General features: G+C 66.4%; 26 protein-coding genes. 13 read left to right on the plus strand and 13 right to left on the minus strand.

All coding sequences use genetic code 11. The features are described 5' to 3' along the window. Nucleotides 1-106 precede the first annotated feature (106 nt). Genes ABZ942_RS13505 through ABZ942_RS13515 form a run of 3 tightly spaced genes read right to left on the minus strand, consistent with a single transcriptional unit; the run spans nt 107 to nt 3,419 of the window. Complete coding sequence (locus ABZ942_RS13505) at nt 107-946, minus strand: ABC transporter permease subunit (RefSeq protein ID WP_357381521.1); 840 nt, start codon at nt 944-946, stop codon at nt 107-109. After that, entirely contained in the window at nt 943-1,905 is a 963-nt protein-coding gene (locus ABZ942_RS13510) for an ABC transporter permease (protein WP_357381523.1), read from the minus strand. Before ABZ942_RS13510 ends, ABZ942_RS13505 begins: the two co-directional genes overlap by 4 nt. After that, a complete protein-coding gene (locus tag ABZ942_RS13515; RefSeq protein ID WP_357381525.1) occupies nt 1,902-3,419 on the minus strand; it encodes an ABC transporter substrate-binding protein in 1,518 nt (505 codons plus the stop codon). The genes ABZ942_RS13510 and ABZ942_RS13515 overlap by 4 nt, the downstream gene beginning before the upstream one ends. Before the next feature lie 262 nt (nt 3,420-3,681). On the opposite strand from ABZ942_RS13515, the gene ABZ942_RS13520 reads away from it, so the two are divergent. The 6 genes from ABZ942_RS13520 to ABZ942_RS13545 all read left to right on the plus strand — a co-directional run bounded on the left by ABZ942_RS13520 (nt 3,682) and on the right by ABZ942_RS13545 (nt 9,960). Continuing rightward, on the plus strand, nt 3,682-4,884 hold the full coding sequence (locus ABZ942_RS13520) for a TauD/TfdA family dioxygenase (protein WP_357381527.1): 1,203 nt from the start codon (nt 3,682-3,684) through the stop codon (nt 4,882-4,884). Beyond that, nucleotides 4,856-5,866: an ornithine cyclodeaminase family protein gene (locus tag ABZ942_RS13525; RefSeq protein ID WP_357381529.1), complete on the plus strand. Its 1,011-nt coding sequence runs from the start codon at nt 4,856-4,858 to the stop codon at nt 5,864-5,866. Before ABZ942_RS13520 ends, ABZ942_RS13525 begins: the two co-directional genes overlap by 29 nt. Continuing rightward, a complete protein-coding gene (locus tag ABZ942_RS13530; protein ID WP_357381531.1) occupies nt 5,857-7,215 on the plus strand; it encodes an alanine racemase in 1,359 nt (452 codons plus the stop codon). Before ABZ942_RS13525 ends, ABZ942_RS13530 begins: the two co-directional genes overlap by 10 nt. Before the next feature lie 32 nt (nt 7,216-7,247). Further along, nucleotides 7,248-8,285 carry a cysteine synthase family protein gene (locus ABZ942_RS13535; RefSeq protein WP_357381533.1) on the plus strand — a complete coding sequence of 346 codons (1,038 nt, stop codon included), beginning with the start codon at nt 7,248-7,250 and terminating at the stop codon, nt 8,283-8,285. Between the two features lie 71 nt (nt 8,286-8,356). Next, nucleotides 8,357-8,551, plus strand: a complete 195-nt coding sequence (locus tag ABZ942_RS13540) for a hypothetical protein (protein ID WP_357381534.1) — start codon at nt 8,357-8,359, stop codon at nt 8,549-8,551. Beyond that, complete coding sequence (locus ABZ942_RS13545; RefSeq protein ID WP_357381536.1) at nt 8,548-9,960, plus strand: MATE family efflux transporter; 1,413 nt, start codon at nt 8,548-8,550, stop codon at nt 9,958-9,960. The genes ABZ942_RS13540 and ABZ942_RS13545 overlap by 4 nt, the downstream gene beginning before the upstream one ends. Before the next feature lie 78 nt (nt 9,961-10,038). On the opposite strand, the gene ABZ942_RS13550 is transcribed toward ABZ942_RS13545, so the two are convergent. The 3 genes from ABZ942_RS13550 to ABZ942_RS13560 all read right to left on the minus strand — a co-directional run bounded on the left by ABZ942_RS13550 (nt 10,039) and on the right by ABZ942_RS13560 (nt 11,757). Next, nucleotides 10,039-10,614 carry a TerD family protein gene (locus tag ABZ942_RS13550; protein WP_357381538.1) on the minus strand — a complete coding sequence of 192 codons (576 nt, stop codon included), beginning with the start codon at nt 10,612-10,614 and terminating at the stop codon, nt 10,039-10,041. 77 nt (nt 10,615-10,691) lie between these two features. Further along, nucleotides 10,692-11,183: a pyridoxamine 5'-phosphate oxidase family protein gene (locus ABZ942_RS13555; RefSeq protein WP_357381899.1), complete on the minus strand. Its 492-nt coding sequence runs from the start codon at nt 11,181-11,183 to the stop codon at nt 10,692-10,694. A gap of 121 nt (nt 11,184-11,304) precedes the next feature. Next, nucleotides 11,305-11,757, minus strand: coding sequence for a flavodoxin domain-containing protein (locus tag ABZ942_RS13560; protein ID WP_357381540.1), 453 nt, complete (start codon nt 11,755-11,757; stop codon nt 11,305-11,307). Between the two features lie 695 nt (nt 11,758-12,452). On the opposite strand from ABZ942_RS13560, the gene ABZ942_RS13565 reads away from it, so the two are divergent. Continuing rightward, nucleotides 12,453-13,877: a stealth family protein gene (locus ABZ942_RS13565; protein WP_357381900.1), complete on the plus strand. Its 1,425-nt coding sequence runs from the start codon at nt 12,453-12,455 to the stop codon at nt 13,875-13,877. Here ABZ942_RS13565 and ABZ942_RS13570 read toward each other — a convergent pair. From ABZ942_RS13570 to ABZ942_RS13590, 5 genes are all read right to left on the minus strand, one after another. Then, on the minus strand, nt 13,825-14,778 hold the full coding sequence (locus ABZ942_RS13570) for a metallophosphoesterase (RefSeq protein WP_357381542.1): 954 nt from the start codon (nt 14,776-14,778) through the stop codon (nt 13,825-13,827). The genes ABZ942_RS13565 and ABZ942_RS13570 overlap by 53 nt on opposite strands. A 190-nt stretch (nt 14,779-14,968) precedes the next feature. Next, nucleotides 14,969-16,072 (minus strand): glycerol dehydrogenase, encoded by a 1,104-nt coding sequence (locus ABZ942_RS13575; protein ID WP_357381544.1) that lies wholly within the window; start codon nt 16,070-16,072, stop codon nt 14,969-14,971. An 88-nt stretch (nt 16,073-16,160) separates the two neighbouring features. Continuing rightward, nucleotides 16,161-16,613: an NUDIX domain-containing protein gene (locus ABZ942_RS13580; protein WP_357381545.1), complete on the minus strand. Its 453-nt coding sequence runs from the start codon at nt 16,611-16,613 to the stop codon at nt 16,161-16,163. A gap of 51 nt (nt 16,614-16,664) precedes the next feature. Further along, nucleotides 16,665-16,871 (minus strand): DUF397 domain-containing protein, encoded by a 207-nt coding sequence (locus ABZ942_RS13585; protein ID WP_357381547.1) that lies wholly within the window; start codon nt 16,869-16,871, stop codon nt 16,665-16,667. Further along, nucleotides 16,868-17,755 (minus strand): helix-turn-helix transcriptional regulator, encoded by an 888-nt coding sequence (locus ABZ942_RS13590; RefSeq protein WP_357381549.1) that lies wholly within the window; start codon nt 17,753-17,755, stop codon nt 16,868-16,870. The genes ABZ942_RS13585 and ABZ942_RS13590 overlap by 4 nt, the downstream gene beginning before the upstream one ends. A gap of 215 nt (nt 17,756-17,970) precedes the next feature. Between ABZ942_RS13590 and ABZ942_RS13595 the strand changes: the two genes are divergently transcribed. The 6 genes from ABZ942_RS13595 (at nt 17,971) to ABZ942_RS13620 (ending at nt 22,112) form a co-directional block, all read left to right on the plus strand. After that, nucleotides 17,971-18,429 carry a DNA-directed RNA polymerase subunit beta gene (locus ABZ942_RS13595; protein WP_357381551.1) on the plus strand — a complete coding sequence of 153 codons (459 nt, stop codon included), beginning with the start codon at nt 17,971-17,973 and terminating at the stop codon, nt 18,427-18,429. Further along, entirely contained in the window at nt 18,426-18,851 is a 426-nt protein-coding gene (locus ABZ942_RS13600) for a DUF4254 domain-containing protein (protein ID WP_357381553.1), read from the plus strand. The genes ABZ942_RS13595 and ABZ942_RS13600 overlap by 4 nt, the downstream gene beginning before the upstream one ends. A 174-nt stretch (nt 18,852-19,025) precedes the next feature. Then, complete coding sequence (locus ABZ942_RS13605; protein WP_357381554.1) at nt 19,026-19,550, plus strand: DUF3558 domain-containing protein; 525 nt, start codon at nt 19,026-19,028, stop codon at nt 19,548-19,550. Between the two features lie 37 nt (nt 19,551-19,587). Beyond that, entirely contained in the window at nt 19,588-20,067 is a 480-nt protein-coding gene (locus ABZ942_RS13610; RefSeq protein WP_357381556.1) for a hypothetical protein, read from the plus strand. Continuing rightward, complete coding sequence (locus ABZ942_RS13615; protein WP_357381558.1) at nt 20,064-21,287, plus strand: WXG100 family type VII secretion target; 1,224 nt, start codon at nt 20,064-20,066, stop codon at nt 21,285-21,287. The genes ABZ942_RS13610 and ABZ942_RS13615 overlap by 4 nt, the downstream gene beginning before the upstream one ends. A 63-nt stretch (nt 21,288-21,350) precedes the next feature. Beyond that, nucleotides 21,351-22,112 carry an ESX secretion-associated protein EspG gene (locus tag ABZ942_RS13620; RefSeq protein WP_357381560.1) on the plus strand — a complete coding sequence of 254 codons (762 nt, stop codon included), beginning with the start codon at nt 21,351-21,353 and terminating at the stop codon, nt 22,110-22,112. A 22-nt stretch (nt 22,113-22,134) separates the two neighbouring features. Here the strand turns inward: ABZ942_RS13620 and ABZ942_RS13625 are convergent, their stop codons facing one another. Further along, a complete protein-coding gene (locus ABZ942_RS13625) occupies nt 22,135-22,782 on the minus strand; it encodes a MazG family protein (RefSeq protein ID WP_357381902.1) in 648 nt (215 codons plus the stop codon). A 199-nt stretch (nt 22,783-22,981) separates the two neighbouring features. Next, on the minus strand, nt 22,982-26,596 hold the full coding sequence (mfd, locus tag ABZ942_RS13630; protein ID WP_357381562.1) for a transcription-repair coupling factor: 3,615 nt from the start codon (nt 26,594-26,596) through the stop codon (nt 22,982-22,984). Between the last annotated feature and the right edge of the window lie 22 nt (nt 26,597-26,618).

The following is a 26,618-nucleotide window of genomic DNA, read 5'->3' on the forward strand; positions in this document are numbered from 1 at the left end:
CGTCTGACGTGCGTGGAGCCAGGGTGCCGCCTGTGCGCTCACGCCTCGACCTCGTCGACTTTGGGCACCGCGATGAGCGAAAGCGACGGCTGCGTGCGACATTCGCTCATGCTCGCTCCCCGCGTCCGAATGCGGTCACGGCCAGGTTCACGCTCACCGCGACGACTGCGATGGCCAGGCTCGGCGCGAGCACCGCCCAGGGGTTGAGCAGCATTCCGGAGGCGTTCTCCCGCACCATGACCGCCCAGTTGCTCGCGCCGAGGGTGGTCGGCAGTTGCAGGAACGAGGCGGTGCTGACCAGGTAGACCGCTTCGACGAAGCGGAGGCCGAGCTGGGCAGCGATCACTTCACGAAGGTTCGGAATCACCTCACGGAAAACCAAGTGCGGCAGCGTCTCACCGCTGGCTTGGGCGGCCTCGACATAGCCGGAGGCGGCGACACCTGCGGCGGCTGCAGCGAAAAGCCTTGCGCAGTATGGGATCCCGAAGAGCAGGGCGACGACGAACAGCCCGTAGACACCCGCATCCGGCCACGACGTCAGCACCAGCAGGATGCCGAGCACGGCGGGCAGCAGCATGACGAAGTCCGTGGCGAGCTCGATCGACCTACCGACCCGCGGTCGTAGCGCGGCGATCGTGCCGAGCACACACGACAGAGCGGTCACCGCCACCGCGATCACGGCGGCCAAGAGCAGCAGACCCCAACCGCCGTATAGCAATTGACTCAGCACGTCGCGACCCAGCCGATCGGTACCGAACCAGGCATCGGCACCGCCGTGGCCGAACGGGATCCCGACCGGGGTCTCGGCCGCGTGCGGCGCCAGCGCGGGACCGAGCACCGCGAGCAGGGTCACCAGCACGGCGGGCAGCACCGTCAACAGCCGAAGGCGTTGCACTCGAAGGCGATTCGCCCGTACCGCTGCCGAGGCCGCAGATAGCTGTGTCATCCACGCCCCCGCAACGACCAGGCGCGGATTCCATCGGCAACCGCGAGCATGCACATGATGACCGCACCGGACAGCGCGACCACCGAGGCGATCAACGACACGTCGCGATCTGCCACCGAACCGGCGAGCAGAGCGCCGAGACCCGGATAGTTGAAGATGGTCTCCACCACGAGCGATCCACCGAGCACCATCCCGACCGTGGTCGCGAAGCTCGCCACGATAGTGGGCAGCGCGAACGGCAGTACGTGCCGCAGCAACACGGCGCGGGTGGAAATGCCGTCCAGCACAGCACTTTCCACATGCGGCGCCTGTGCCGCATCCACCATTGCCGCGCGCACGACCCTGGTGTTCCACCCGATCTGCGGGATGGCCAGCGCAAGCACCGGCAGCACAAGCATGTCGGGACTCGCCGGAAAGCCGGAGCGATCGGTGATGGTGACGGCAGGCAACCAACCGGCGGCGAGGGCGAACACCAGGATCAAGAGCGTCGCAACCACGAATTCCGGGATCGCCGCGGCAATGGTCGTCGTGGGCTGTAGCAACCGAACCGCGCCCTGCCGAATCAACGACGTAATCGGCACCTCCGGTGCCACGCGCCGCCCTGCCCACCAGAGACCCAGCAGCAGTGATGCGACCACGGTCAGCGTCAACGCGAGCCCGCCGAGCAGCAGGGTCGGCGGGAACTTGTCGACAAGCAACTCATTGATCGAACGTCCGCGCGCCGTGTGACCGAAGTCGCCGGTCAGCACCGCGGAGATCCAGTCCCAGAAGCGTTGCGGAAGTGGATGATCCAGGCCGAGTTCGCGCTCTTTCGCCGCGATCTGATTCGGCGTCGCGTCCCGCCCGAGCACCGCCCGCGCCGTATTGCCGGGCAGCAGGTCGACGACCACGAACACCGTTGCCAGCAGGACGATCAGCAGGGCGAGGCGCCGGACGAGCAGGCGCGCGAACGGGATCACCCCGCCAACCAAGCTCGTTCCAGCTGCACTCTGGCGAAGCCGCCGAGCGTGGGCAGGTCGTGCACGCGGGCGGACGCGATGTCGATGCCGTCGGCCATGCCCCACACCAGGTAACCGCCGCGATCGTGCTCGATCTGCTGCACCTCACGGCAGGCTTGCGCGTAGTCCGAGTCGCTCTGCGCTGCCAAGGCTTTCGTGGTGGCGGCGTCGAATGCCGCGTCTTTGAAATCGGTTTCGTTGCGGTTGGAACCGCTGGACATCAGATTCTTCGCGTAGAACAGCGCCGAGTCATTGGTGCCCCACGAAACGGTGTACAGCGGCGCCTTCAACCAGGTCTGGTCGTAGAAGGCGTTCGACTCCTGGGTGACGACGTCGAGGCGGACCCCGATATCGGCCAGCTGAGTCGCGATGACCTTCGCCGATTCGACCTCGCCCGGCGCCTCCGCCTTGGTCACCAGCGGATACGTGCGACCGGTATCGAAATTGGCTTCGCGCAGCAGCGCTTTCGCGCGGTCGATATCGCGGGTGCGCTGCGCGATGGTCTTGTCGTACATCGGGTCGGCGGTGCCCAGAATGTCGTTGGCGATTTTGCCGTAGCCCGAATGCACCTGGTTCACCAATGCGTTTCGATCGACGCCGAGGCGGAGCGCGGTGCGCACCCTGGCATCGGCGAACGGCCCGTCCGAGGCGCGCATCGCGACGCCGAGCATGGTGTCGTCGGCGCGCCGTACCACCCGCAGGTCGCCGCGCCCCTCGGCGGTTCGGCCCGCGATCGCGCCGACGTTCGAGGCGAGGTCGATCTGCCCACCGAGTACGGCATTGCCCAGCGCGGTCACGCTCTCGAACATGGTGACCTCGATGGCATCGAGCAGCGGCGCGGTTGCGTGCCAGTGCTCGTTACGCACCAGCCTGGCATTGCCACCCTGGTAGGACTCGAGCCGAAACGGCCCGGTGCCAATGGCTTTGGTGAAGTCGGTGGTGTCTTTCTTGACGGTGAACGTCATCAGCCGGACCAGCAGCGGCAGCTGGGTATTCGGCTCCGGCACGGTGAGCACCACCCGATTCGGACCGTCGGCGGTGATGTCGTCCACCGCGACAGGCATTTTCGATGCGCCGCCGACCGTGCGCAGCCTGCGCAGCGACCACACCACGTCGTCGGAGCTGACCGGGCTGCCATCGTGGAAGGTCGCACCGTCGGCGAGGGTGAAGGTCCAGCGCTTACGTTCCGCGTCCGACTCCCACCGAGTTGCCAAGCGCGGCGCTACATTCGGGTCACCACCGGGGGTGGTGAGTGCGTCGTACACCAGCGAGGTGATCAGGAAGTCGCTGTCGTTGCTCAGGTTGGCGTGCGGATCGCGTTCGGCCCGCGCCGCCGTGCCGAGCGCGCCGACCCGCAAGGTGCCGCCGCGCTGCGCGGGCCCGGTCGACTCGGTGTCTTTCGAGCACGCGGCGACGAAGATCACCGCCCCGATCCCGAGTCCCGACTGCAGGAGCTGCCGCCGATTCAAAGTCATTACGCCGCCTTCTTCCTGGACAAACACCTTCGCGCGGTAGACGATCCGCTGACGCAACCGCCGATACGATCAGGACAGGCTAGCCTAAAAGATTGAGGACCACGCCACTGCGGATCGAGTGAGACTTCCTCGTATTTATTCGTTTCTGCTATTTTTGGCAGACTCGCTTAGGTAAGCCTTGCTTAACGCGGCCAGACCGGATAACTTCGCACATCGACGTCACTCCTGCTCTTTCGAACGATGCGAAGAAGGGACTCCCTCGGTGAAAGGCGTTCTCTCCGAACGTAAGACGCTTCACCCACTGGATATCGAACGCCGCGAACTGCCCGCCGCCGCCGGGCGTGCGGTGCGTGAGTTCGCGCGCGAGATATCTGCCGCACTGGATACGACCCGGCACGACGCCGCCGCGCTGGCCACCACGCTGACCGATCCGGCCCTGATCGCGCAGATCGACGCCAGAGTCACCGAACTGCCCGCTGACGTCAGCCGCACCATGCGACCGCCCGCCACCGCGGCGGGCGCGACCATCGTGAGCAGGCTCCCGCTCACCGATGACGAATTCGGCCCGACCCCGCCCAGCTGGCGCGAGGCCGCCGAATGGAGCGGCGCCGCCGCCCTGCGCGCCCACTCTTTCGAGCTCGACCTGGTCATGCTGCTACTCGCCCGTTCCGCCGGTGAGCCTTTCGGCTGGCAGGGCCAGCAGGGCGGACGGCTGGTCAACAACATCCTGCCCTCGCCCGGCCACGAGCACGAACAGTCCGGCGCGAGCAGCAAGACCTTGCTCAGCCCGCACTCCGAGGACGCCTTCCACCCCGAACGCGCCAATCTGCTGATGCTCGGCTGCCTGCGCAATCCGGACATGGTCGGCACCACGGTGTCCTCGGTGCGGCGGGTCGAACTAACCGCCGACCAGCGGCGGCTGCTCAGCACGCCGACCCTGCCGATCCTGCCCGACGTCTCGTACGGCGCTGGGCACGAACGGTTTTCGGCCGCGCCGCTCCCGACGCTGTGGAGCTCGGCGGGCCCGGACGAGACGACGCTGCGCTACGACCCGGCCTACACCCCACTCGACGACGCCGATGCCGATTTCCGCGCCGCCTACGCCAAGCTCACCACCGAACTCGAACGCGTCTGTGTCACCGCCGCACTGGCGCCCGGCGAGGTCTTGCTGGTAGACAACGACGTCGCGGTGCATGGTCGAGTACCGTTCATCGCGCGCTATGACGGCACCGATCGCTGGCTGAAGCGGGTGAACGTTCGCCTGCCTGATCGACCGCGGCGGGCCGAAGAGGCCGATGAGAATGGATACGGGCAACGGATCGTCGCCCCGTTCCGAGCAGCAGTGCATTCCGCATTCGGGTCCGGCGGCTGCGATCCAGCCCGTACGGAAGGACACCGGGCGAACCAGCCCGTGACGATAGAGCGGGAAGCAGCACATGATCGAGGATCCTTTGAACATCCGTGACCGAAGCACCCCGTTACGGGTGCTGAGCCGCAGCGATCTGGCGGGCGTGCCGATCACGCCCGGCGATGTCGTGCGCGCGGTGGAAGACGCGTATCTGGCGTTCGCCGCGGGCGATTCGGACAACCCACGCAAACTCAGCGTCGCCAATCCGGACGGCTCGTCGGTGTCCTACGCGATGCTGGGCCGCGACGGTCGCCGCCGCGTGGTCGCGATGAAGACGTCGTACAAGTTCGACCCCGGGCACGATCGCAGCACCAAGCGCTACTACACGACCATCACGCTCTACGACGACAGCACGGGCGCGCCGATCGCGATGATGGACTGCTCCAGGGTCGGCGCGCTGCGCACCCCGGCGGTGTCGGCGCTGCTGGTGCGCGAGACCGTCCGCCGCGGCGCGGAGAGCGTGCTGCTGATCGGCACCGGCACCCAGGGCCGAAACGCGTTGCCGCACTTGCTCGCCGCGAACCCGCAGCTGCGCAAGCTGATGCTGTACGGCACCCATCCGGAAGGGCTGGACGCGGTGCACCGGCAGCTCGCCGAGCACCACCCGCACGCGCTGCTCGAAACGGTCGAGGACCCGAAGGTCGCCGCGGCCACCGCGGACGTGGTGCTGGCCACCGCAGGCCCCGGCACCGAGGTGGCGCTCGAATCCAGTGATCTCGCACCGGGTTCGACGGTGGTGCTGGTCGGCTACGGCCTGGCTCCCTCGACCCTGATCGACGCGGATCGGGTGATCGCCACCAGCGCTGCGCAAATGGCGTTGACCGGTACCGATATGGTCGGGCCGGACGGAAAGCTGCGCGCGGTGGACGCCGAGTTGCCGCAGATCCTCACCCGTAGCGCGGTCGCGCGGCGCTCGGACGACGAGCGCATCTTCGTCTACAACAGCGGGCTCGTGCTGACCGACATCGCGGTCGCGCACGCGCTCGCCGAGCGAGCCATCGCGGAGGGCCGTGGCACGGAGGTGCCCCTGTGGGATTAGACGTCGGCGGGGCCGGGGTGACGCGCGATTCGATCAGCGCCGCCCCGGTCCCGGCGCACCTGGACGAGTGGGAAAGCCGCGCGCTCGACGACCCGAATCTGCTGGGCGACATCGGCTTTGCCGTGGGCGGGCCGTTCCACGTGATGTATCCGCCGCGGGTGGGCCGCAATATCCAGGGGTTCCGCGCGGTGTTCGAGCAGGCGGGGATCGACGGCGTCATCTACTACGGCAAGAAGGCCAACAAGTCCGCCGCCGTCGTGCGCGCCTGCGCGGAAAACGGCGCCGGCGTGGATGTTTCCAGTACCGGAGAGTTGACAGCCGCACTCGCACAAGGCGTTCGCGGCACCGAACTGATGGTGACCGGGCCCGCGAAGTCCGACGACCTGCTCTGGCTGGCCACCCGGCACGGTGCACTGATCGCCGTCGACGACCTCGGTGAACTCGAACGGCTTGCCGCCCTCGGCACCTCGGCCGCACCGGCCAGGATCATGCTCCGCGTGCTGCCCGCCGCGTCGGCCAGCCGGTTCGGGATGACCGACACCGAGGTCGACCACGCGTTGACCGCGTTGGCCGGCCGCGAATCGATCCGCCTGGAGGGCTTCAGCTTTCACCTGTCCGGCTACGACGCCGTGGCACGGGCCGAGTCGGCCCGCGAGCTGATCGCCCGCTGTCTGCACGCGCGGACCCTCGGCCATCCCGCCACCACGCTGTCGATCGGCGGCGGCTTCGGCGTCGACTACGTGCCGGCCGCGGCGTGGGCGCAGTTCACCGAACACGTCGACCGGCGATGGTTCCACTCGGGCAAGTCGTTCGACTCGTACTACCCCTATCACTTTCCGGCCCCCGGCCCAGCCATGCTCGCCACGATCCTCGCGCACGACGGACTCGCACAACGGCTGCGTGACCACACCGTCCGGCTGGCGATCGAGCCGGGCCGCGCGCTGCTCGCGCACGCCGGGTTCACCGTCTTCCGGGTACAGGGCAGCAAGATCCGGCACACGGACGGTGCGCCGTACTGCCTGCTCACCGTCGACGGCACGAGTTTGAGCCTGTCCGAGCAGTGGTTCGACAGCGAATACCTACCCGACCCGCTGCTGTGGCCCGCGCGCCCCGGCACCCCGACCCCGACCACCGTCGGCGCCGCCACCTGCCTGGATTCCGACATGCTCAGCTGGCGACGCGTCCCGCTGCCCCGCGCCGCCGCGGTGGGCGACCTGCTGATCTACCCCAATACCGCCGGTTACCAAATGGATTCGAACGAATCCGCCTTCCATGACCTACCGATCCCGCCGAAGGTCGTGCTGCACGACGCGACGGGCAATCGGTTCCGCTGGACGCTCGACGGCTGACACCCCACCCCACCTGAACGAGGAGAAACTCCATGCCGCTCGTCACGCGCGTGACGGATCTGATCGGCCGCACGCCGCTGTTCGAACTGGCGGCAACCGCCACCGGCACCCGGTTACTGCTCAAGCTCGAGCAGTTCAATCCGACCGGCGCGGCCAAGATCCGGATGGCCCGCGAGATGGTACTCGATGCGGAGCGTCGCGGTTTGCTGCGAAGTGGCGGGCATATCATCGAGTCCACCTCCGGGAATACCGGGCTCGGTCTCGCGGTAGTGGCTGCCGAACGTGGGTACCGCTTTACCGCAGTGGTCGATCATCACGCATGTAAGGACAAGCTGCGCGCTATGCGAGCAATGGGTGCGGAATTGGTGTTCGTCGCCGATGACGGCGACGACAACCTGGCGACCTCGGCCAGGGAGGACCTGGCCGAGGCGATGGCGGCCGCCCGGCCGGACGCGTACTTCACCGAGCAGCACAACAACGACGCCAACGCGGTCGGCTACTACGCGGTCGCCGAAGAATTGCTGGAGGACGTGGAGCGGGTCGATATCCTGCTCTCCTCGGTCGGCACCGGCGGTTCGCTGTTCGGCACCGCGACTCGGCTGCGCCAACTCGGTTGCCCGGCACGGGTAATCGGCGTCGAGCCGGTCGGCTCGATCGCGTTCGGCGGCGAGGGCGGCCCGTACTGGCAGTCCGGCACCGGCACCCCGCCCGGCGCCACCATCGGCACCGCGGTGGACTACTCGCTGCTGGACGAGGGCGTGAAGGTGACCGACGTGGACGCCTTCGCCACCGCCCGCGCGATCGCCGCCGAGCTCGGCCTGATGATCGGCGGTTCGGCGGGCGGCTCGGTGCACGCCGCGCTCCGCCGTCTCGACGAATTCCCGCCCGGCTCAACGATTGTCACCCTGGTCTGCGACGGCGGCGAAAAGTACCTGGACACAGTCTTCGACGACACCTGGATGGCCGAACGCGACCTACTCGCCCCCGCCGCCGAAGCCGAGGTACGAACAATGCTGCACACCTACGCCCCCGCCGCCCGCCGCCCCGCCGAACTCGTCGAGGCGCGATGAATCGCCCGCACACCCCCCACGCGCTCCAACCCCGCGCACCAATCAGCCCGCCGCGCACAGAATCGCCAGCAATGTCATGCGCAGCGAGCAAAGACGTGCGCGCGACACAGCCGCGCCGACCACAGTCGACGCTGCCCGCGCCGGTAGCCGGTGATCCGCGCCGCGCACGAATCGGTCTGCCGCGCACGGAATTGCTGGTCGTTTCGTGCGCGGGGCGCGAGAATGTGCGCGGCGTCGTGGTCGAGCGGATGGAGGTGGCCCGGTGAATCTGTCGGGCTATCGGGCCGACAGTGGTCGGCTGACCGCGCTTGCGACGCCGATCGCGATGACGCAGTTGGCGCAGATCGCGGTGTCCACCACCAATGTGGTGCTGATGGGCACGCTCGGCGTGCAGCAGGTCGCTGCGGGTGGGTTGGCGATCGCGTTGTTCAATCAGATTCGCACCATGTGCGTCGGGCTGATCACCGCGAGCGGCAATCAGATTGCCACCGCGGTGAGTTCGGCCGGTAAGCGTGGCGAATCCCCCGATGACGAGATCAAAGATGTGCTGCGGTCGAGCTTTCTGATCGCCACGCTCGCCGGCCTCGTGGGTGGCGCACTGCTCATCGGACTCGGCTGGGCGCTGCAATGGCTCGGCCAGGACGCCGGGGTGCTCGCCGACGCGCGGCCGCTGATGGTCGCGCTGGCACCGGGTCTACTGCCGTGCCTGTGGTTCCAGGTGTTGCGGCAATACACCGTCGGCATGCAACGCCCGCAGGCGTTGCTGCTGGTCACGCTCGGCTCGGTCGCGCTGAATCTGGTGCTCGCGCTTGCCTTCATCCATGGCCGCGGCGGACTGCCCGAGCTCGGCCTCACCGGTATCGGCGTGGCGACCTCGCTGGTCTTCCTGATCACCTTCGCGGTGTTCTGGGCGATGGTGCGACGCGACGCCCGACTAGGCGCGACGCTGCCGGTGCGACCATGGCCGGTGCGGCGATCCACCGTCCGCGCCGAACTGCGCCTCGGCGCACCGATCGCGCTCACCTATGGCTCTGAGGCAGGCATGTTTTCGGTGCTCGCCCTCGTCATGGGCAGCATCGGCCCGGCGGCGCTGGCCGCGCACAACATCGTCTACCAGATCATCTACATCGTCTTCCAGGTCGCCATCGGCCTGTCGCACGGGGCGTCGATCCTGGTCAGCCATGCCGTCACCCGCGACGAGTACCAGCACGCCAGGGCACTGGCCTGGCTCGCGCTGCGCCACGTCGCCGTCGTCGCCGTGATCACCGGCGCGGTGTACGTGATCGCGCCCGATCTCGTGCTGCGCCCGTTCTTGAATTCGAGCGACACCAACACCATTCAGATCGCGCACACCCTGCTGCTGATCGGCATCGTGCTGCAGTTCTTCGATGCCGCACAGAACATCGGCACCGGACTGTTGCGTGGATTGAAGGAGACCAACGCGGGCTTCCGCCTGTCGGTCATCGGCTATTGGTGTGTCGGCCTGCCGGTCGCGCTGCTGCTGGCCTTCCCGGCCGGCCTCGGCGCGGCGGGCGTCTGGTGGGGTCTCACCGCAGGCTTGGCCACCACGGCCTGCCTCATGCTCCGCCGCTACTTCGCGCTGCTCGACAGCAGGGAACGCGACCGTCCGCAGGCGATCACGGAGGCGCCGGAAAGCCTGAGCAGCCCGAGCTGATTGCGGCGCGGATCTTCCGAATGGCCTGCGGACAGGCAGGTTCCGGAAGATCCGCGCCGCGATCGAGCGCCCGATCGGTCAGATATGCACGCCGTAATCGCGGGCGATACCCGCGAGCCCGGAGGCGTACCCCTGGCCGATGGCGCGGAACTTCCACTCGTTGTTGTGCCGGTACAGCTCGCCGAACACCATCGCGGTTTCGGTCGAGGCATCCTCGGTGAGGTCGTAGCGGGCCAGCTCCACGCCGGTCGTCGCGTCGGTGACCCGGATGAACGCGTTGCGGATCTGCCCGAACGACTGGCTGCGCGCGTCGGCGTCGTGGATGGACACCGGGAAGAAGATGTTGGTGATGGTCGGCGGAGTGGCATTGAGGTCGACGTTGATCACCTCGTCGTCGCCTTCGCCCTCGCCGGTCAGGTTGTCGCCGGTGTGCTCGATCGAGCCCTCCGGCGAACGCAGGTTGTTGTAGAAGACGAAATGCTGATCCGACAGCACCTTCAGGTCCGGCCCGGTGGCCAGCGCGCTGGCGTCCAGGTCGTAGTCGGCGCCCGTGGTGGTGCGCACGTCCCAGCCGAGTCCCACCGCGACCTTGCTCAGGTTGGCTGCCTGCTTAGACAGCGAAACATTTCCGCCCTTGGCCAATGTGACGCTCATGAATCCCTTTCGTGCGGCCCGTTCGCGCCGCCTTCATTCCCGATTATCATCGTGAGTCCCGAAACCGTTATGCAGGTTCAGTTTTGGTCGTTCGCCCAGGAGCGCAGCGTGCGCACACGACCTTCCAGCGCGTGCAGTTCGGTCGGGTCCAGCACGGTGCGCTGAATGCCGTTGGCGACCGCGAAGGCCGACTGCCGATGATCATCGATCGCCTCGACATCGATCCGGACCGCCACATAGTCGGCGGCGTCGGGCATCTCCTCCGCGATGACCCGCGCGGTACCCCGTGCGCACAGCGCGACGTTGCCGCCACCGAGGATCAGCAGCGCCACCTGCGGACGTTCACGTAATCGGGCCAGCGACCCGCGATCGAACTTGAGGCTGAGCAGAATATGCCGATCGCCGGCCCGCACCGGCCAGGACACCGGGATCGCGTGCGGTCCGGGGTCGGTGGTCACCAGCACCGCGATCGTTTCCTGCGGCCATTCCGGAAGCACGTCCAGCTCGGGATGATCTTCGTGATCTGTCGAGTGATCTTGACGTTGCACGTGGCTCGCTCCGGCTACCATCTTCGTCACCTCATGGATCGTCGAGCGCGACGGGCTGTGCCGCGCTTGATAGCAGTCTAAAGTGCTGGGCCGCTTGTCCGCTGGCGCTGCACCCTATGTCCGGACTGCTCTCAGGCGACTATCAGGCCGAGGCCAGCGCGGGGATGGGTAGCGTCGCCGCCCAGTCGCGGGCCATGTCCTTGGCTCGGATTTCGGTCGACGCGTCGTGTCGCGCGTGCTCGCCGATCTGAGTGGCGCCGTACTCGATGAGCCGCTCGGCCGCGATCTCGCCGCCGCGGTTGAAGGTATCGCCGTAGATGCTGTCGCCGAGGCCGAAGACGGCGAAGTTCAGGCCGGTCAGATCGGGCGCGGCCGCGGTGAGCTCGTCGAAGAACGGTTCCGCACCGGTCGGCAGGTCGCCGTCGCCGTAGGTGGAGCACACGATGACGTGGAAGTCGTGCACGTCGAGGTCGTCGACGGCGAAATCGCCCAGGTCGTAGACCGAGACGTCATGCGCCGAGAGCGCGTCGGCGACGCTGTCTGCGACGGACTCGGCCGTGCCCATCTCGGATCCGAACAGAATGACGACGCGCACAGCGGTGCACTCCCTTCTCCACATATCCTTACAATGTTGGTGAGGCTAGCCTAATTAACTCGACGGTCGGTCGCCACCCCTTCGCCGTCCCGCCGCAGGCCGGACATGATGCCTGTCACGACAACTGACCAGCTGAACCGGTGCGCGACAGCCCGAATCCGGCCCTCAACTGGCTATTACCAGGCCAAGCGGGCACGTTGCGGCACACCGGGGGCGCCAGAGGCAGCGGAACGGCAGCGGGTGAGACGGAGTGTCCCGATTGACGAAATGTCACCGTCGATGCATCATTCGTACAGTCCCCATTGTTGTCTGGGACATCTTCTCTTTGCCGGCCGATGATTGTCCGGCCCAGCGTGCTGTTTCCCGTGCGCACGCTCGGTCGTTCTCGCCCGCGCGCACGGATGCAGCACACCCATTTGACGCTTGTGCGTTCTGCCGTGAGTGAGGTGAAAACGAATGGTTTACCTGTCGTCTACATGCCGTGTGATCACTTCGTTCCTGCGCTACGGCATCGTGCCCCACTTCTGAATGCGACCGCGCCGGGCGCGGCACTGCACGGCCGACATCACGACGTCGGCGGTGCGGCCGCTCGGCTCCGGCGCGGTGCCTCGGTAGTCGGCCCCAACGGAGCACGAACGAATGTGGAGAACAAGCTGATGATGGACATGGGGGCGGTAAATCCCGCAACAGTAGAAATGATCACCCGGCCGATGGCGGGCAACCTCGTCGTATCGGCCTCGATGATCGAGGATTTGGGCTACCTGCGTTCCGAACTGGCAGCGGCGGAAGTGCCGTTCCTGCTGGTACGCGACCGCGGGCAGCGACTGGTGCTGGCCACCGACGCGGCGCATCACCTGATGGTGCGCCGGGTGACGGCCGGTGCGATCGCGGTCGGTTTCGCGTGTGAAGAGGTGCAGCACAACGTCTTCCGGATCGGCCGCGACAGCGACCCGGCCCACCGGGTCGACCTGGAGCTGTGGCAATACCACGGCGACACGGTCGAGTGCCCGCGTCCGAACGCGTTGACCCGCACCATGTTCGACCTGGCCGATGTCGAGCAGACGCAGGTGCTGCTGTTCGATCGGGCCTGGCCGACCCTGGTGGACATGTTCGCGCCGCAGCCGAGCGACGTGAGCTTCGATATCGACCTGGTGTTCTCCTGGGTGGACGGTTCGGACCCGGAGTTCCGGGCCCGCCGCGCGGGCATGCTCGCGCAGGTGGTGGTCGGCGAGGGTGACGACGCGGACGCCCGCATCCGGCAGATCGACGAGCTGAAATACGCACTGCGGTCGGTGGACAAGAACGCGCCGTGGATCCGGCGGATCTTCATCGCCACCGACTCCACCATGCCCGCCTGGCTCGCCGATCATCCGCGGGTGACGGTTGTCCGTGCGCTGGACCACTTTTCGGACACCAGCGGGCTGCCGACCTTCAATTCCCATGCGGTGGAATCACAGTTGCAGCACATCGAGGGGCTCAGCGAGCACTTCCTGTACTCCAACGACGACATGTTCTTCGCCCGGCCGGTGCGGCCGTCGATGTTCTTCACCTCGGCGGGCATCAGCCGGTTCATCGAAGCGGACACCAGGATCGGGCCGGGCCGTAACAACGAGCGGCGCAGCGGATTCGAGAACGCCGCACGGGTGAACCGGGAACTGCTCGCGGAACGGTTCGGGCACATCATCTCCCGGCATCTCGAGCACACGCCGGTTCCGTTGCGCCGCAGCGTGCTACTGGAGATGGAAGAGCAGTTCGCCGCCGACTTCGCGCGGACGAGGACCAGCCGGTTCCGTTCGGCCACCGACATTTCCGTCACCAACTCGCTGTATCACTACTACGCGATGCTGACCGGACGTGCGGTACCGCAGGAGACGGCGAAGGTGCGTTACGTCGATACGACGAGCCGTAAGGGCCTGTCGCTACTGGACGGGATCGCGCGGAAGCGCAACGTCGACTTCTTCTGCCTGAACGACGGAAGTTTCCCCGAGATCTCCGAAAGCGATCGGGTGCTTGCGGTTTCGGAGTTCCTGTCGCGCTACTTCCCCGATCCGGCACCGTGGGAACAGCTCAGCGCACCGACTCGTCATCTGTTTCCGGAGTCGTCGCCCGGCGCCGCATGACATGCGGGATGCGCGCGGCGGGCGGGATGACAATCCCCTCCGCCGCGAGCGTCCGGGCGGTCTCCTCGGCGGTCGACGGCGTACCGACCGTCGCCCCGCGGTCGATCGGGACCACCGAGTGCACCACGGTGTCCGGGTAGATGTGCACGTAGTTGAAGGCCTGCGCGCCGTCACGGCCGCGCTGGCCGCCCTGCTCGACGCCGAGATCCTGGCTGTAGCAGGTCGCCGAGGCCACCGAGACGGGGATGCCCGCGAAGGTCGCGTTGGTGGAGAAGTGCAGGTGGCCGGCCAGGATGGCGCGGACGTCGCTGCCGTCGAGCACATCGGCCAGCTTGCGCTGGTCGCGTAGCTCCACGGTGACCGCGAGGTCGAGCACGCAGGGCACGGGCGGATGGTGCATGGCCAGGATGGTGCCGAACGGGGCCGGTTCGGCGAGGACGGAACGCAGCCAATCCAGCTGTTCGTCGGAGATCTCGCCGTAATGGTGGCCGGGGACCGAGGTGTCCAGGGCGATGATGCGCAGGCCGTCGATCAGGTGGACCCGGTCCAACGGGGCGGTCGAGGCGCGCTCACCGAGTAGCTTTCGGCGGAGCAGACTGCGGTCGTCGTGGTTTCCGGCGACCCACACGATGGGCGCTGGCAAACTTCTCGCGAATGGCTCGATCAGGGCCTTGAGCTTGTCGTACGCCGCGGGCTCACCCTTGTCGGTGAGGTCGCCGGTGAACACGATCGCGGTCGGCTTGATCCGACTGGCCGCGGCCTGCTCTAGTAGCTGGCGTAATCGCTGGTCCGCGTCGACGTCACCGTATAGATCGCCGTCGCCGGCAATCACGTGGGTGTCGCTGAAGTGGAACAACACATGATCCGGTCGCGGGTGCTCCGCGACTCTGCTGATGTGCACCGGACCGAACGTCCTCCCCGGCGGATTGCCCGCCATTGGCTTCGGGTTCCACCGCCACAATAGCGAAGGACTACCGACAGGATTCCCGACGGACGGTGACGACATGCTTGCGGGAAGGTGAGGTTTCTATGTCGAAATCCCGCCGAAGTGCTCGGACGTTAACCGGGCTGCGGTTCGGTAGTGACGCGGTTCACGGCCGTTGGTGGGCGCGACCGACGGCGTCGGCGGCGCGGAGGGCGTCGAGGGTCATGGCGGCGTCGACGGTGAATGGTTCGTTGTGCATCGACTCGGTCGGTGCGGTGGCGCGGGTGGCGACCGCAGCCAACGTCGCCTCGGTGGCGTCGGCCAGGCCGATCGCGGCGAGGGTGGTGGGCAGGCCGACCTCGCGGCAGAAGTCGAGGACCGTGTCGATCTCCGACGCCGGGGCGCCTTCCAAGACCAACTGGGTGATGACGCCGAAGGCGACCTTCTCGCCGTGCAGGAACTGATGGGTTTGCGGTGCGGCGGTCAGCCCGTTGTGGACGGCATGGGCGGCGGCCAGGCCCGAGGATTCGAAGCCGAGACCGGACAGGAGGGTGTTGGCCTCGACGATCCGCTCGAGCGCCGGGGTGATGGCGTGTTCGCGCACGGCGGCCAGCGCCTGCACCCCGTCGGCCAGCAACGTGTTGTAACAGAGCTCGGCGAGGGCGGTGGCGCTGCGCGTGGACGCGCCGCCCCGCAGGTTGCGGACCTGCGCGGCCGAACAGGTCCGCGCCTCGAACCAGGTGGCGAGCGCATCACCCATGCCGGAGGCGAGCAGCCGTGCCGGGGCCTGGACGATCACGGAAGTGTCGACGAGAACGAGTGCCGGGTTGCGGCGGAGTAGTTGCGAAGTCTCGACTTCGCCTGCGTCCGTGTAGATCACGGACAGCGCGCTGCACGGAGCGTCGCTCGACGCCGTGGTCGGACAACTGATCATCGGCAAGCCGAGATCGTCGGCGACCACCCGCGCCGAGTCGAGTACCTTTCCACCGCCCGCCCCCAAAACGACTGTGCTGCCGTTTTCCTGCACGCCCGCGGTGATCCTGGCGATCTCCGCCCTGGTGCACTCGCCGTTCGAAAGATGCACGGAATAGGCGATTTTCGCGTCCGTCAACGACCGATCCCAGGTCTCGGTCAGCAACCGCTGCGCACTACGCCCCGCCACGATCGTGACCGGCCCGCCGATCCCCAGGCGAGCCATCTCCGCCCCGAGCTGTTCGGTCGCCGCTCGCCCCTGCACGTAATGCCCCGGCGAAGAAAACACACTCAACATCCAAGACCTCCCGATCCCAGGTCGAGCCGTGCCGAATCCGGTGCACCACTGCCCAACCGCCGCCATTCGTCCCGCCCAACGCTACGCGCTAAGTCGTCAGAAAGATCAGCTCACCAGACGGTCCGGAAGTCAGCAGGTCACCCATCAGCACCCGCAAGTCCCTCGGCACCAGCCGATCATCGGTCGCGCTCATCTCATCCAGCGTCCACCAGTGGTGGCCCTTGACCGTCTCGCGCTCATTCTCGGTGAAACCCGAGGTATCGACGTCGAAGCTGGCGACCCGGACAAGGAAGTAGTGCTCCCGGCAGTCGTACGTGACGCCGCCCCACGAGGCAGTCGCACGCCGTCGCCAAACCTCTGGCCCCAACTGGAATTCGCTGAGCCCGGTCTCCTCCCATGCCTCCCGGGCCGCCGTCTCGGCCAGTGACTCCCCCGGCTCGATCCCGCCGCCGATCGGATACCAGTACCGGTGGCCGTCGGAGTCGTCATGGCTGACGAACAGCAGTAACCGGTCTTTGTCGTCGACTAGCAGCAGTCGCACGCTGGTGCGCGCTACCGGTTCGACTTGGTCGACTGTGGGTTCCAAAGTCAGTTACGAACGGCCGAACTCGCCAGCGGCGATGCTGGCTGTGAAGGTGGCCCACTCGGTGGGAGTGAAGATCAGGGCCGGGCCTGCGGGGTTCTTGGAGTCGCGGACGCCGATCATGTCGCTGTCGAGGAAGGCGACCTCTACGCACTCACCGCCACCTGCGCTCTGACTGCTCTTGAACCACTTGGCGGTAGATAGATCGGCACTCATGTCGCAAACTCCTTCGCCATCTGTCGCAACACATTCCGTGACGCAACAACGTCGAGCGCAGCTCGTCGCGTGACCGCAGACGCAGTGCGATAGACACTCTCGTCCTGCCTTCGGTCAGAATACATGTCACCGGTGAATCCCTCGACGTACACGACAGACGGGGCGATCTCGTTGCCCTTGGCATCCAGGCCGAAGTCCAAGATCACATACGGCCCAACGGATAATCCGACCGGAAACCCGGCCTCGAAAGGGAGAATCCGAAGAAGCACATTGTCACGCGTGCTGATGTCGGCGAGATGCCGAAGCTGAGCGGCCATGACTTTGTGCGTCCCTACCACCGTCCGGAGCACAGATTCGTGAAGCACCATATCGACGGCGACCGGCTGAGCGCGACGCTGGACAATGCTTTGGCGTCTGATCCTCAGCTGGCCCCACCGATCCAACTCCTCGGGCGAGTCGTCGGGGAAGTAGATGCTGTCGAGCGCACGGGCGTACTCGGGCGTCTGAAATAAGCCGGGGACCAAGTCGGGCCGGAAAATAGTCAGCGAAGTTGCGACAGTTTCGAGACCGACGTACATGTTCAGGCTCTTGCGAATCACGTCGTCATACGTCTGCCACCAACACTTCTCATCAGATTGTTCGGCCAGCGCAACCATCGCTGCCATCATCTCGTCGTCGAATTCATAGATACGGCACAACTCTCGGACATCGAGCTCGCGGAGCCTACCGCCCTTCTCCCCCTTCTCGATGCGAGAGAGCTTGCTCTTGCTCCACTGCATCATTGTTCCGACCTGCTCGAGGGTCAGGCCGATCTCATTGCGGCCGTCGCGAAGATACCGCCCGAGCTGGCGTCGCGGGAGGGTTGAGCGACCTTCATCAATCATGTGCGCCCCCTACTGTCGTCTTGCCATGGGAAACAAGCGGTTTCAGGGTGGCACCTTGCCTGGCGATTCGGAGCACTTTTCAGAGAATTATCGCTGCGGGATCGTTGGCCGGCCGTTCGATGGTGTTCTTGATACGCGCCGGTCCGGAATAGACCAGAAATCAAAGGTTCCGGACCGGCGAATTCCAAAACAACCAATTCCAATGCGAGGTTCCCATGAACACTGCGGCGTTCGCGGATACACCTACCACCCGATGCGCCTATTACCGACGAACATGCGGCCTACCCGCCGGAATCCACCCCGACATCGGCCGCATCGTCATCAAGGCGGGACTCGTAGGCGGCATCACCATGCCCGCCGCCCTCGGCCAACGAGTACGAGATGACCTGCTGCACAAGCGATTCACCCTCGGACCGATCATCGCGCACGTCCGCGCGCATCGCTGGACCTACCTTGTCCGGCCCGACCTACCGAACGACATCCGCCTCGCCCCCGCCCTACTGCACCTCAACGTCTCGATCGTGCCCTTCGGCAGCGAAATCGCCCTGCCATCCCCCGCCGATGGCCCCGCACACCGGCAATGGGTGATCCCACCCCGCGACACCTTCCGCCCGTCCGGACTGACGATCATCGCGGCGGTGCAAGCCTGCGCACCCCGGGAGCCCCTCCGTTGAACAACCCGTTCCCAACGAAAAACCAACTGCTACAAGCATGTCGAGGAGACCTGCCGACCGACCACCTGTTACTCCACACCGCCCGCAGTCTCACAGTCCTGCACGAACGCAGACTCTCCGAGAATTGCTGCGCACACGAAGAAACAGACCGGCAACGCGCCGCCCTGGTCCACACCATCGACAACTGGATCGACAAACAGCTACTCCCCTCCCACGGCGCCGCCTCAGTACACACAGAAACAGTCGGCGAGGTAATCGACCGCCTCGCCCAACTCACCGCCGCCGCCTACGCCGCCCTCACCAGCGCCTGCGAATGGGACCTCTGGGACGCCTGGGAACGCCTCGCCGAACTGGCGATCGGCTACGAGGACCTCGCCACAGATGTCCGCTCAGGCCGCCGCCGACTGCCAGGCTGCCACTAACCGCGAGCGACGCTCGCTTGCTTGCAGCCGCTTCGAGCCGAGCGGTAGGGTCTGCCACATAGTTATTGGGGGATGACGAGCTCCCCAAATATGTGTCGTCAGGTGGCTACGAAGGGGATGTCGATGTCGAGCAGGGGAACCAAGCTACGCGCGATATGCCTCGCTATGGGTGTCATGTTTGTTCTGGCTGGATGTCAGGACGGCAATGGCAACACGCCGACGACCTCGGGACCTGGCAAGTCGAGCAGCTCGTCGGCCCCATCCTTGGCCGGGGATGTCCCGCACGGCTTTGATCCATGCAAGGACATTCCGGCAGACGTTGTGGCATCTGAGAACTTAGAGGCGACCAATCGGAAAGACACCGATGCACCAGGCGGAGTGATGTGGCGGGGGTGTGGATGGGTGAAACGCCGCGGCTATGCGGTTGCCATCACCACGACCAACCTCACCCTCGATACTGTGCGGGCCCGCAACTTCCGAGACGCGCAGGAGTTCAATGCCGGCGGTCGGCATGCGATCTCAACACGGCAATTCGATGACGCTGGGGCGTGTGTCGTAAACGTCGAGATGAAGGGCGGAAGTCTTGACATCTCCCTGGACAACCCGAAGTCCAACCCGGCAACCGGCAGCATCGATGCTTGCCAACTGGCGCGGTCACTAGCCGAGAAGATCGCCCCCAGCATCCCGGCGGGTGCGTAACCCCGCCGACTCGAGCGTTCAAAGGGAGGGAATCGACATGGCCGATGAACCAGTGCCAGGTCCGCTCACTAGCCTGATCACCGAAGCCAACGAGGGTCGATTGTCGCTGCGGATGAGCCCAGAAGGCTTCGCCAAGATCGAGCGTGAGTGCGTCTACTTTCAGGATCACGTGATCCGCGAGATCCAACAAGATGTTAGGGACATTTCCCGGATCGGCACATGGGGCTTCGGTGATCACGCCGGATCGACGCTGACGTCTGCACCAACTATGGCCAACCGTTTCCGAGCGAAGTCCATGGGCCATCCAAGCGGAGATGACTTCTATACGGTCTTGGAAGAGCACTGGCGCGCCGTCGAAGACATTCGCCAACTCCACGCCACCATCCGAGACCGCTTCATCGCACAAGACGCCGAATTCGCCGCCCGCTTCAACGCCGAGGTCGCGCGACTCGACCAACTCGCCAATCCCAGCGGGCAACCCGGCGTCACGGGCCCGGTCCCAGGAGACAACAAATGACCGGGACTGAGCCGCCCCAGATTCCACCGCGGACCGAAAATCCAGAGGGCTTCAAACACTGGGAAATCCGTGACGCCTTCGCACCGGTTGCCACCACTCCGGCCAATGATGCCGCCACGAAATACCAACAGGCACAGCAAAAGTGGACCCAGGGATTGGACACATTCCGCCAAGGCATGATGTCGTCCATCGCTGAGTCCTGGGAAGGTCAAGCTGCGGAGGCTTCGAAACAGGCGATCATCAACTACACGACGAAAGCCGACCAGCTCACCAGTACCTTCGACTCCGTCAGCAGGGTCATCACTTCTACCGCTCAGGCTGCCGTCGACGTCAAAACTGGGATACCCGAGCGTAAAGAAAACCCCCGTTGGTACAACCCCAACGCTTGGCCATTCATGCGCTCCCGCTTTGAAAACCAGCGCAACGATGCCGAAGAACAAGCTCGAACCATCATGCGCACCCACTACGTCGACGGCCTGGCCCAGGCTGACAAGTCGCTGCCAGTCTTGCCACGCCCGGTCGACCTCGTCCAACAGTCCGATGTCCCGCCCGTCGTCCCCGGAACGCACCCGCCGGGCACCAGCGACCAGTCGACCGACCCCAATAACCGTACGGGCCAACCCAACCAGCCCGGCCAAACCCCTGACGACCAGAAAAAGGACGAGTCCGGCAAGCCCACGGAGGACAAGTCCACCTCCGACCAGCCGACCCAGAGCCAGAGCACGACCGATCCCACCAAACAGCAGACGACGGCCGCGAGCACCACCCCCGCCAACACGACACCGACTACACCGACGTCCCCCAGCACCACCACGCCGACAACACCCTCCACGACACACCCGACCCCGGGCGTTCCAACAGGTCTCACCCCGCGAAGTCCCGGCAGTCCGGGAAGTCCTGCGAAGCAGCCAGGAGGCCCCGGCCGAAGCATTCCCGGCACTCCCGGCGCTCCGGGAACGACCACCAGATCAACGGTTCCCGCTGGTGCTGCCGCTGCCCGCGGCGCAGCAGGCTCCCCCGGCATGATGTCCCCCGGTGGCGGCCGCGGCAAAGGCGAAGACGAGTCGGAGCACCAGACTCCCGACTACCTCAAGAACGAGGAAAACACCAACGAACTCCTCGGTGAAATCCCTCGAACAATTCCAGGGGGCGTCCTCGGTGCAGGGTACGCATCGGCCCAGGTAAAGCCAGCGGAAGATCCGCCCGGCACCGATCGGTAACTACCCGCTCCGCCGGACGAGAACAAAGCTACTGCGCTGCCCGCATTACTGAATGGATCACACATGGCTGAATGGACTTGGGAACCAGACGATTTCGCCGCCCTCTGGTACAGCGACGCCAACGACCGCTTCCCACGCCCATTGCACTACCTCAGCCGCTTCCGCTACCTCGAAGAATTCGAGGCGCATCGCGAAAAGGTCTGCAACAGCTACCCATTCGACGAATGGGAACAGATCCGCCTCGCCATCCACACTCTGACAACCTCAGACGTGCGCATCGAAATCCTCGGTGGCACAACCCGTACGAAGAACGCCGCGGTCCGCCAATACCGCCTCCTCGGCGCCCGCAACCCCCACCACGCAGTCGTCCTCTCTCAATCCGTAGTCGATGACACCGACGGCCCCATCCGCCTACGCATGTGCCGCCCCGAACATCTCCCCACCCGAATCATCAACTGGCTCTTACCCGCCGATCCCGGAACCCAACCCGCCGCAACCTTCCACGAGCAGGACACCAAGCCCGACCGCAACGGCTACTCCGACGAAGCCGCCAGAAACTCCCCCCGCGACCGCTATCGCCGCCTCCTGGGCCGCCCCGCCAACGGCGGCGGCAGCGCAGCCCTCTACACCGGCTCCATCCTCGACCGCCCCGACCCCTGGAACACCCTGCAGTGGCACGACATCGCCGACGACGGCCGCTACACCGAACTCCGCAAAATCGACCAAATCAACGTCCGCCCCACCACTCCCCAAGATCTCGCAACCCAATTCACCACCTGGATCGACAACGCCGTGCAAAGACTCAGGGAGGACGAAGACTGGTGAGCCGCACCTGAACGTATCTGGATCAGTCCGGGTTTGTGCCGGTGACCCAGTACTTGTGCCAGTCGTCGCCGGAGAGCGGGAGGCGTTCGCCGCGGTCGGATTCGGCGGCGTCTTCGGCGGCACGGATGGCGGCGGCGAAGGTGAGGGTGGCTTTCCGGAGGCGTTCTTCGGCGCTGTCGGGGCCGCCGAGGTGGACCACGCGGAGGGCGGCGGGGATCAGGTCGTCGGGCAGGCCCGCTTTGGCACTGCGGTCGCGGATCTTTTCGGCGAGGGCCAGCGCGGGTTGGGCCATGGCGATGCCGTCCAGGCAGGAGCGGCGGGACTTTTCGGCGGATTTGCGTTCTTCCCAGGCGGATTCCTGGGCGGCGATCTTTTCTTCGAGGGTGGTGTCGGCGGCGAATTGGGTGTCGCGGAGGTAGGGGCTGCGGTTGACCAGTTTGGCCACCAGGGCGGCGGCTACGTCGTTGACGGTGAATTCGCCTGCCGCTTGGGCGATTCGGGAGTGGAACAGGACTTGCAGGAGCAGGTCGCCGAGTTCCTCTTTGATGGTTTCGGCGTCGTTGTGCTGGATGGCGTCGAGGAGTTCGTAGGTTTCCTCGAGGAGGTACGGGCGCAGGGAGTCGTGGGTTTGGGTTACTTCCCAGCCGCCGAAGTTCCAGAGGCGGTCCATGACTTCGACGGCGTTGGTCAAACCCGCTGCCACCACGGCGGTATCGGAGGGGGTCTCGTGCGATTGGCTGGCGGCAGCGTGGCGGGCGGCGCGCAGCACGGCCTCGTCGCGATCGGCACTCATGCCTGCGCCTCGCTGACGCTCAGCTCCGGCACGAGAGCCAGGGCAGCTGCGCTCGTTGTTCGCTCGCTACGCTCACTCATCGCGCGGCCGAGACCTCGGTCGCGGTGGTGAGATCGACTGCGCCCTGGGCTTTTCCATCCAGGGCGAGCAGCAGGTCGGCGACGAATTGCAGGAGCACTACGTCGCGGACCCGTTCGGCGCCGACGCTGTCTTCGACGCGCGGCAGCGGCAGCGAGATCACGCCGCTGGCGGCGCGGTAGCTGGCACTGGGGTAGATGCGTTTCAGGCGTAGCTGTTTGGAGTCGGGTAGGTGCAGCGGGGAGACCTTGAGCGTGGTTCCGGTGACCGCGATTTCGGTGACCTCGTATTCGCGGGCCAGCAGGCGGAGTTTCGCGACGGAGACCAGGCGGCCGACCTCGACCGGCAGCGGACCGTAGCGGTCGACGAGTTCCTCGACGACGGAGGCGAGGGCCGAATCGTCCTGGGCGGAGGCGAGTTTGCGGTATCCCTCGAGGCGCAGGCGGTCGCTGCCGATGTAGTCGGGCGGGATGTGCGCGTCGACGGGGAGGTCGATGCGCATTTCCTTGGGTTCCTCGGTGGTGATGGGCCTGCCGTCGGCGGCGGCGCGGTAGGCCTCGACGGCCTCACCGACCAGCCGGACGTAGAGATCGAAGCCGACGCCGGCGACGTGACCGGACTGTTCGGCGCCGAGCACGTTGCCCGCGCCACGGATTTCGAGGTCCTTCATCGCGACGGCCATGCCCGCGCCGAGGTCGGAGTTCTGCGCGATGGTGGCGAGGCGGTCGTAGGCGGTTTCGGTGAGCGGCTTCTCCGGCGGGTACAGGAAGTAGGCGTAGCCGCGTTCCCGGCTGCGGCCGACTCGGCCGCGCAGCTGGTGCAGCTGCGAAAGGCCGAGGGCGTCGGCGCGTTCCACGAGCAGGGTGTTGGCGTTGGAGATGTCGAGGCCGGTCTCGATGATCGTGGTGCAGACGAGCACGTCGAATTCGCGCTCCCAGAAACCCTCGACGGTGGACTCGAGCGCATCCTCGTTCATCTGACCGTGCGCGACGGCGACCCTGGCCTCGGGCACCAGATCGCGAATCCGCTTGGCGGCCTTGTCGATCGAGGACACCCGGTTGTGCACATAGAAGACCTGGCCGTCGCGCAGCAGTTCGCGCCGGATGGCGGCGGTGACCTGCTTGTCGTTGTAGGCGCCGACGTAGGTGAGCACCGGGTGCCGCTCCTCCGGCGGGGTGAGGATGGTCGACATCTCGCGGATGCCGGCCAGGCTCATCTCCAGGGTGCGCGGAATCGGCGTCGCGGACATGGTCAGCACGTCGACGTGGGTGCGCAGCGCCTTGATGTGCTCCTTGTGTTCGACACCGAAGCGCTGCTCCTCGTCGACCACGACGAGCCCGAGGTCCTTCCAGCGCACGCCGGTCTGCAGCAGCCGGTGCGTGCCGACCACGATGTCGACGGTGCCGTCGGCCATGCCTTCCATGACGGCGCGGGCGTCGGCCGGATCGGTGAACCGGGACAGGCCCTTCACGTTGATCGGGAAACCCGCGACGCGTTCGGTGAAGGTCTGCAGATGTTGTTGCGCGAGCAGGGTTGTCGGCACCAGCACGACGACCTGCTTGCCGTCCTGCACCGCCTTGAACGCGGCGCGCACGGCGATCTCGGTCTTGCCGTAGCCGACGTCGCCACACACCACCCGGTCCATCGGGACGGGTTTCTCCATGTCCGACTTGACCTCGGCGATGGCGGTCATCTGGTCGACGGTCTCGGTGAACGCGAACGCGTCCTCCATCTCCTGCTGCCACGGGGTGTCCGGGCCGAACGCGTGCCCGGGCGCGGCCTGGCGCGCGGCGTACAGCTGCACCAGCTCGCCGGCGATCTCCCGAACGGCCTTGCGCGCCTTGCGTTTCGTGTTGGCCCAGTCGGACCCGCCGAGCTTGGACAGGCTCGGTAGCTCGCCGCCGACGTAGCGCGACAGCTGATCCAGCGACTCCATCGGCACGAACAGCCGGTCGCCGGGCTGACCACGCTTGCCGGGCGCGTATTCGATGACGAGGTATTCGCGGCGCGCGCCGCCGATGGTGCGCTCGATCATCTCGACGAATCGCCCGATGCCGTGCTGGTCGTGCACCACCATGTCGCCCGCGTTCAACGCGAGCGGGTCGACCTGGTTGCGGCGCTTGGCAGGCAGTCGTTTGCCGTCGCCGGGCGCGGTCATCCGGTTGCCGGTGAGATCGGATTCGGCGACGACGACCAGCCCGGCGTCGTCGAAGATCAGCCCGTCGTGCAGCGAACCGCACAGCACGCCGACGACCCCGTTGCTGGGTTCGGCACCGGGTTCCAGCGTCGCGGCGGGCACGTCGGCGTCGGCGAGTCGTTCCAGAATGCGTTGCGCCGTACCGTGTCCGGCCACGACGACCACCGCGCGGCCGCCGGTGGCCACGTGCGCGCGCAGCGAGGCGAAGATGGTCGCGACGAGCTCATCGGAGCCGCGGGCGGTCGGCCCGGCCAGCACCGGCAGCACCACCTCGGCGGGGATGCCCGAGGTGAGCGGGCTCAGCGTCCACCAGGGCAGGCCGCGTTCGTCCGCGCTGGCGTGCACATCGGGTAGCGCCTGATAACCGGAAGCAGCCAGGTCCAGACCATGCGCGCCGAGCGGAGCATCGGCCCCGAACGAGGCCGCGGTCCAGGACGCCTCCAGGAATTCCTCACCGGTGCGCACGAGATCGGCAGCGCGAGTGCGGATCTTCTCCGGATCGCACAGCAGCAGATGGGTGCCCTCGGGCAGCACCTCGGTCAGCAGCCGCAGTTCGCCCGGCTTCAGCACCGGCAGCAGCGCCTCCATGCCGTCCACCGGGACGCCGTTGGCCAGCTTCTCCAACATCTCGACCAGCGCGGCATCGGCCGCGTTGTCGACGGCGACCTCGGCGGCGCGCTCCCGCACATCCGCGGTGAGCAGCAGTTCACGACAGGGCGGCGCGACAACGACATCGACCGACACCTCGGTCAGCGAGCGCTGGTCCGCCACGGCGAACGGGCGAAGTTCGGTGACCTCGTCGCCCCAGAACTCCACTCGCACCGGATGATCGGCGGTAGGCGGAAACAGGTCGAGGATGCCGCCGCGCACCGCGAACTCGCCACGCTTGCCGACCATGTCGACCCGGCTGTAGGCGAATTCGACCAGGCGCGTGAGCAATTCGTCGAAGTCGAGCTCGGCGCCGACGCGCAGCACGATCGGCTCGATATGACCGAGACTGCCCGCCATCGGCTGCATGAGCGATCGCACGGTGGTGACCACCACGCGCAGCGGTTCGGGGAAGGCCGGGTCTTCGGGATGGGCCAGCCTGCGCAGCACTTCGAGCCTGCGCCCGACAGTATCGGCGCCCGGGGACAACCGCTCGTGCGGCAGCGTCTCCCAGGACGGGAACTGTGCGACCGCCGGACCGAGCATCTCCTCGAGTTCGACCGTCAGATCGTCCGCCTCGCGCCCGGTCGCGGTCACCACGACCAGCGGCCGTTTCGCCACGATCGTCGCGGCCACGAACGCCCGCACACCGGACGGCCCGACCAGCTCGACCGAGGACTTACCGACCAGGTCGGTGACGGTCCGCATCGCGGCGTCGGCACCGGCGACCGCCGCGAGTCCCGCAAGCGGTGGACGATGGGTCGGCATCACAACTCCTGAGCTCAAGCCG

The organism is Nocardia sp. NPDC046473, from assembly GCF_040645995.1.
Lineage (GTDB): Bacteria > Actinomycetota > Actinomycetes > Mycobacteriales > Mycobacteriaceae > Nocardia.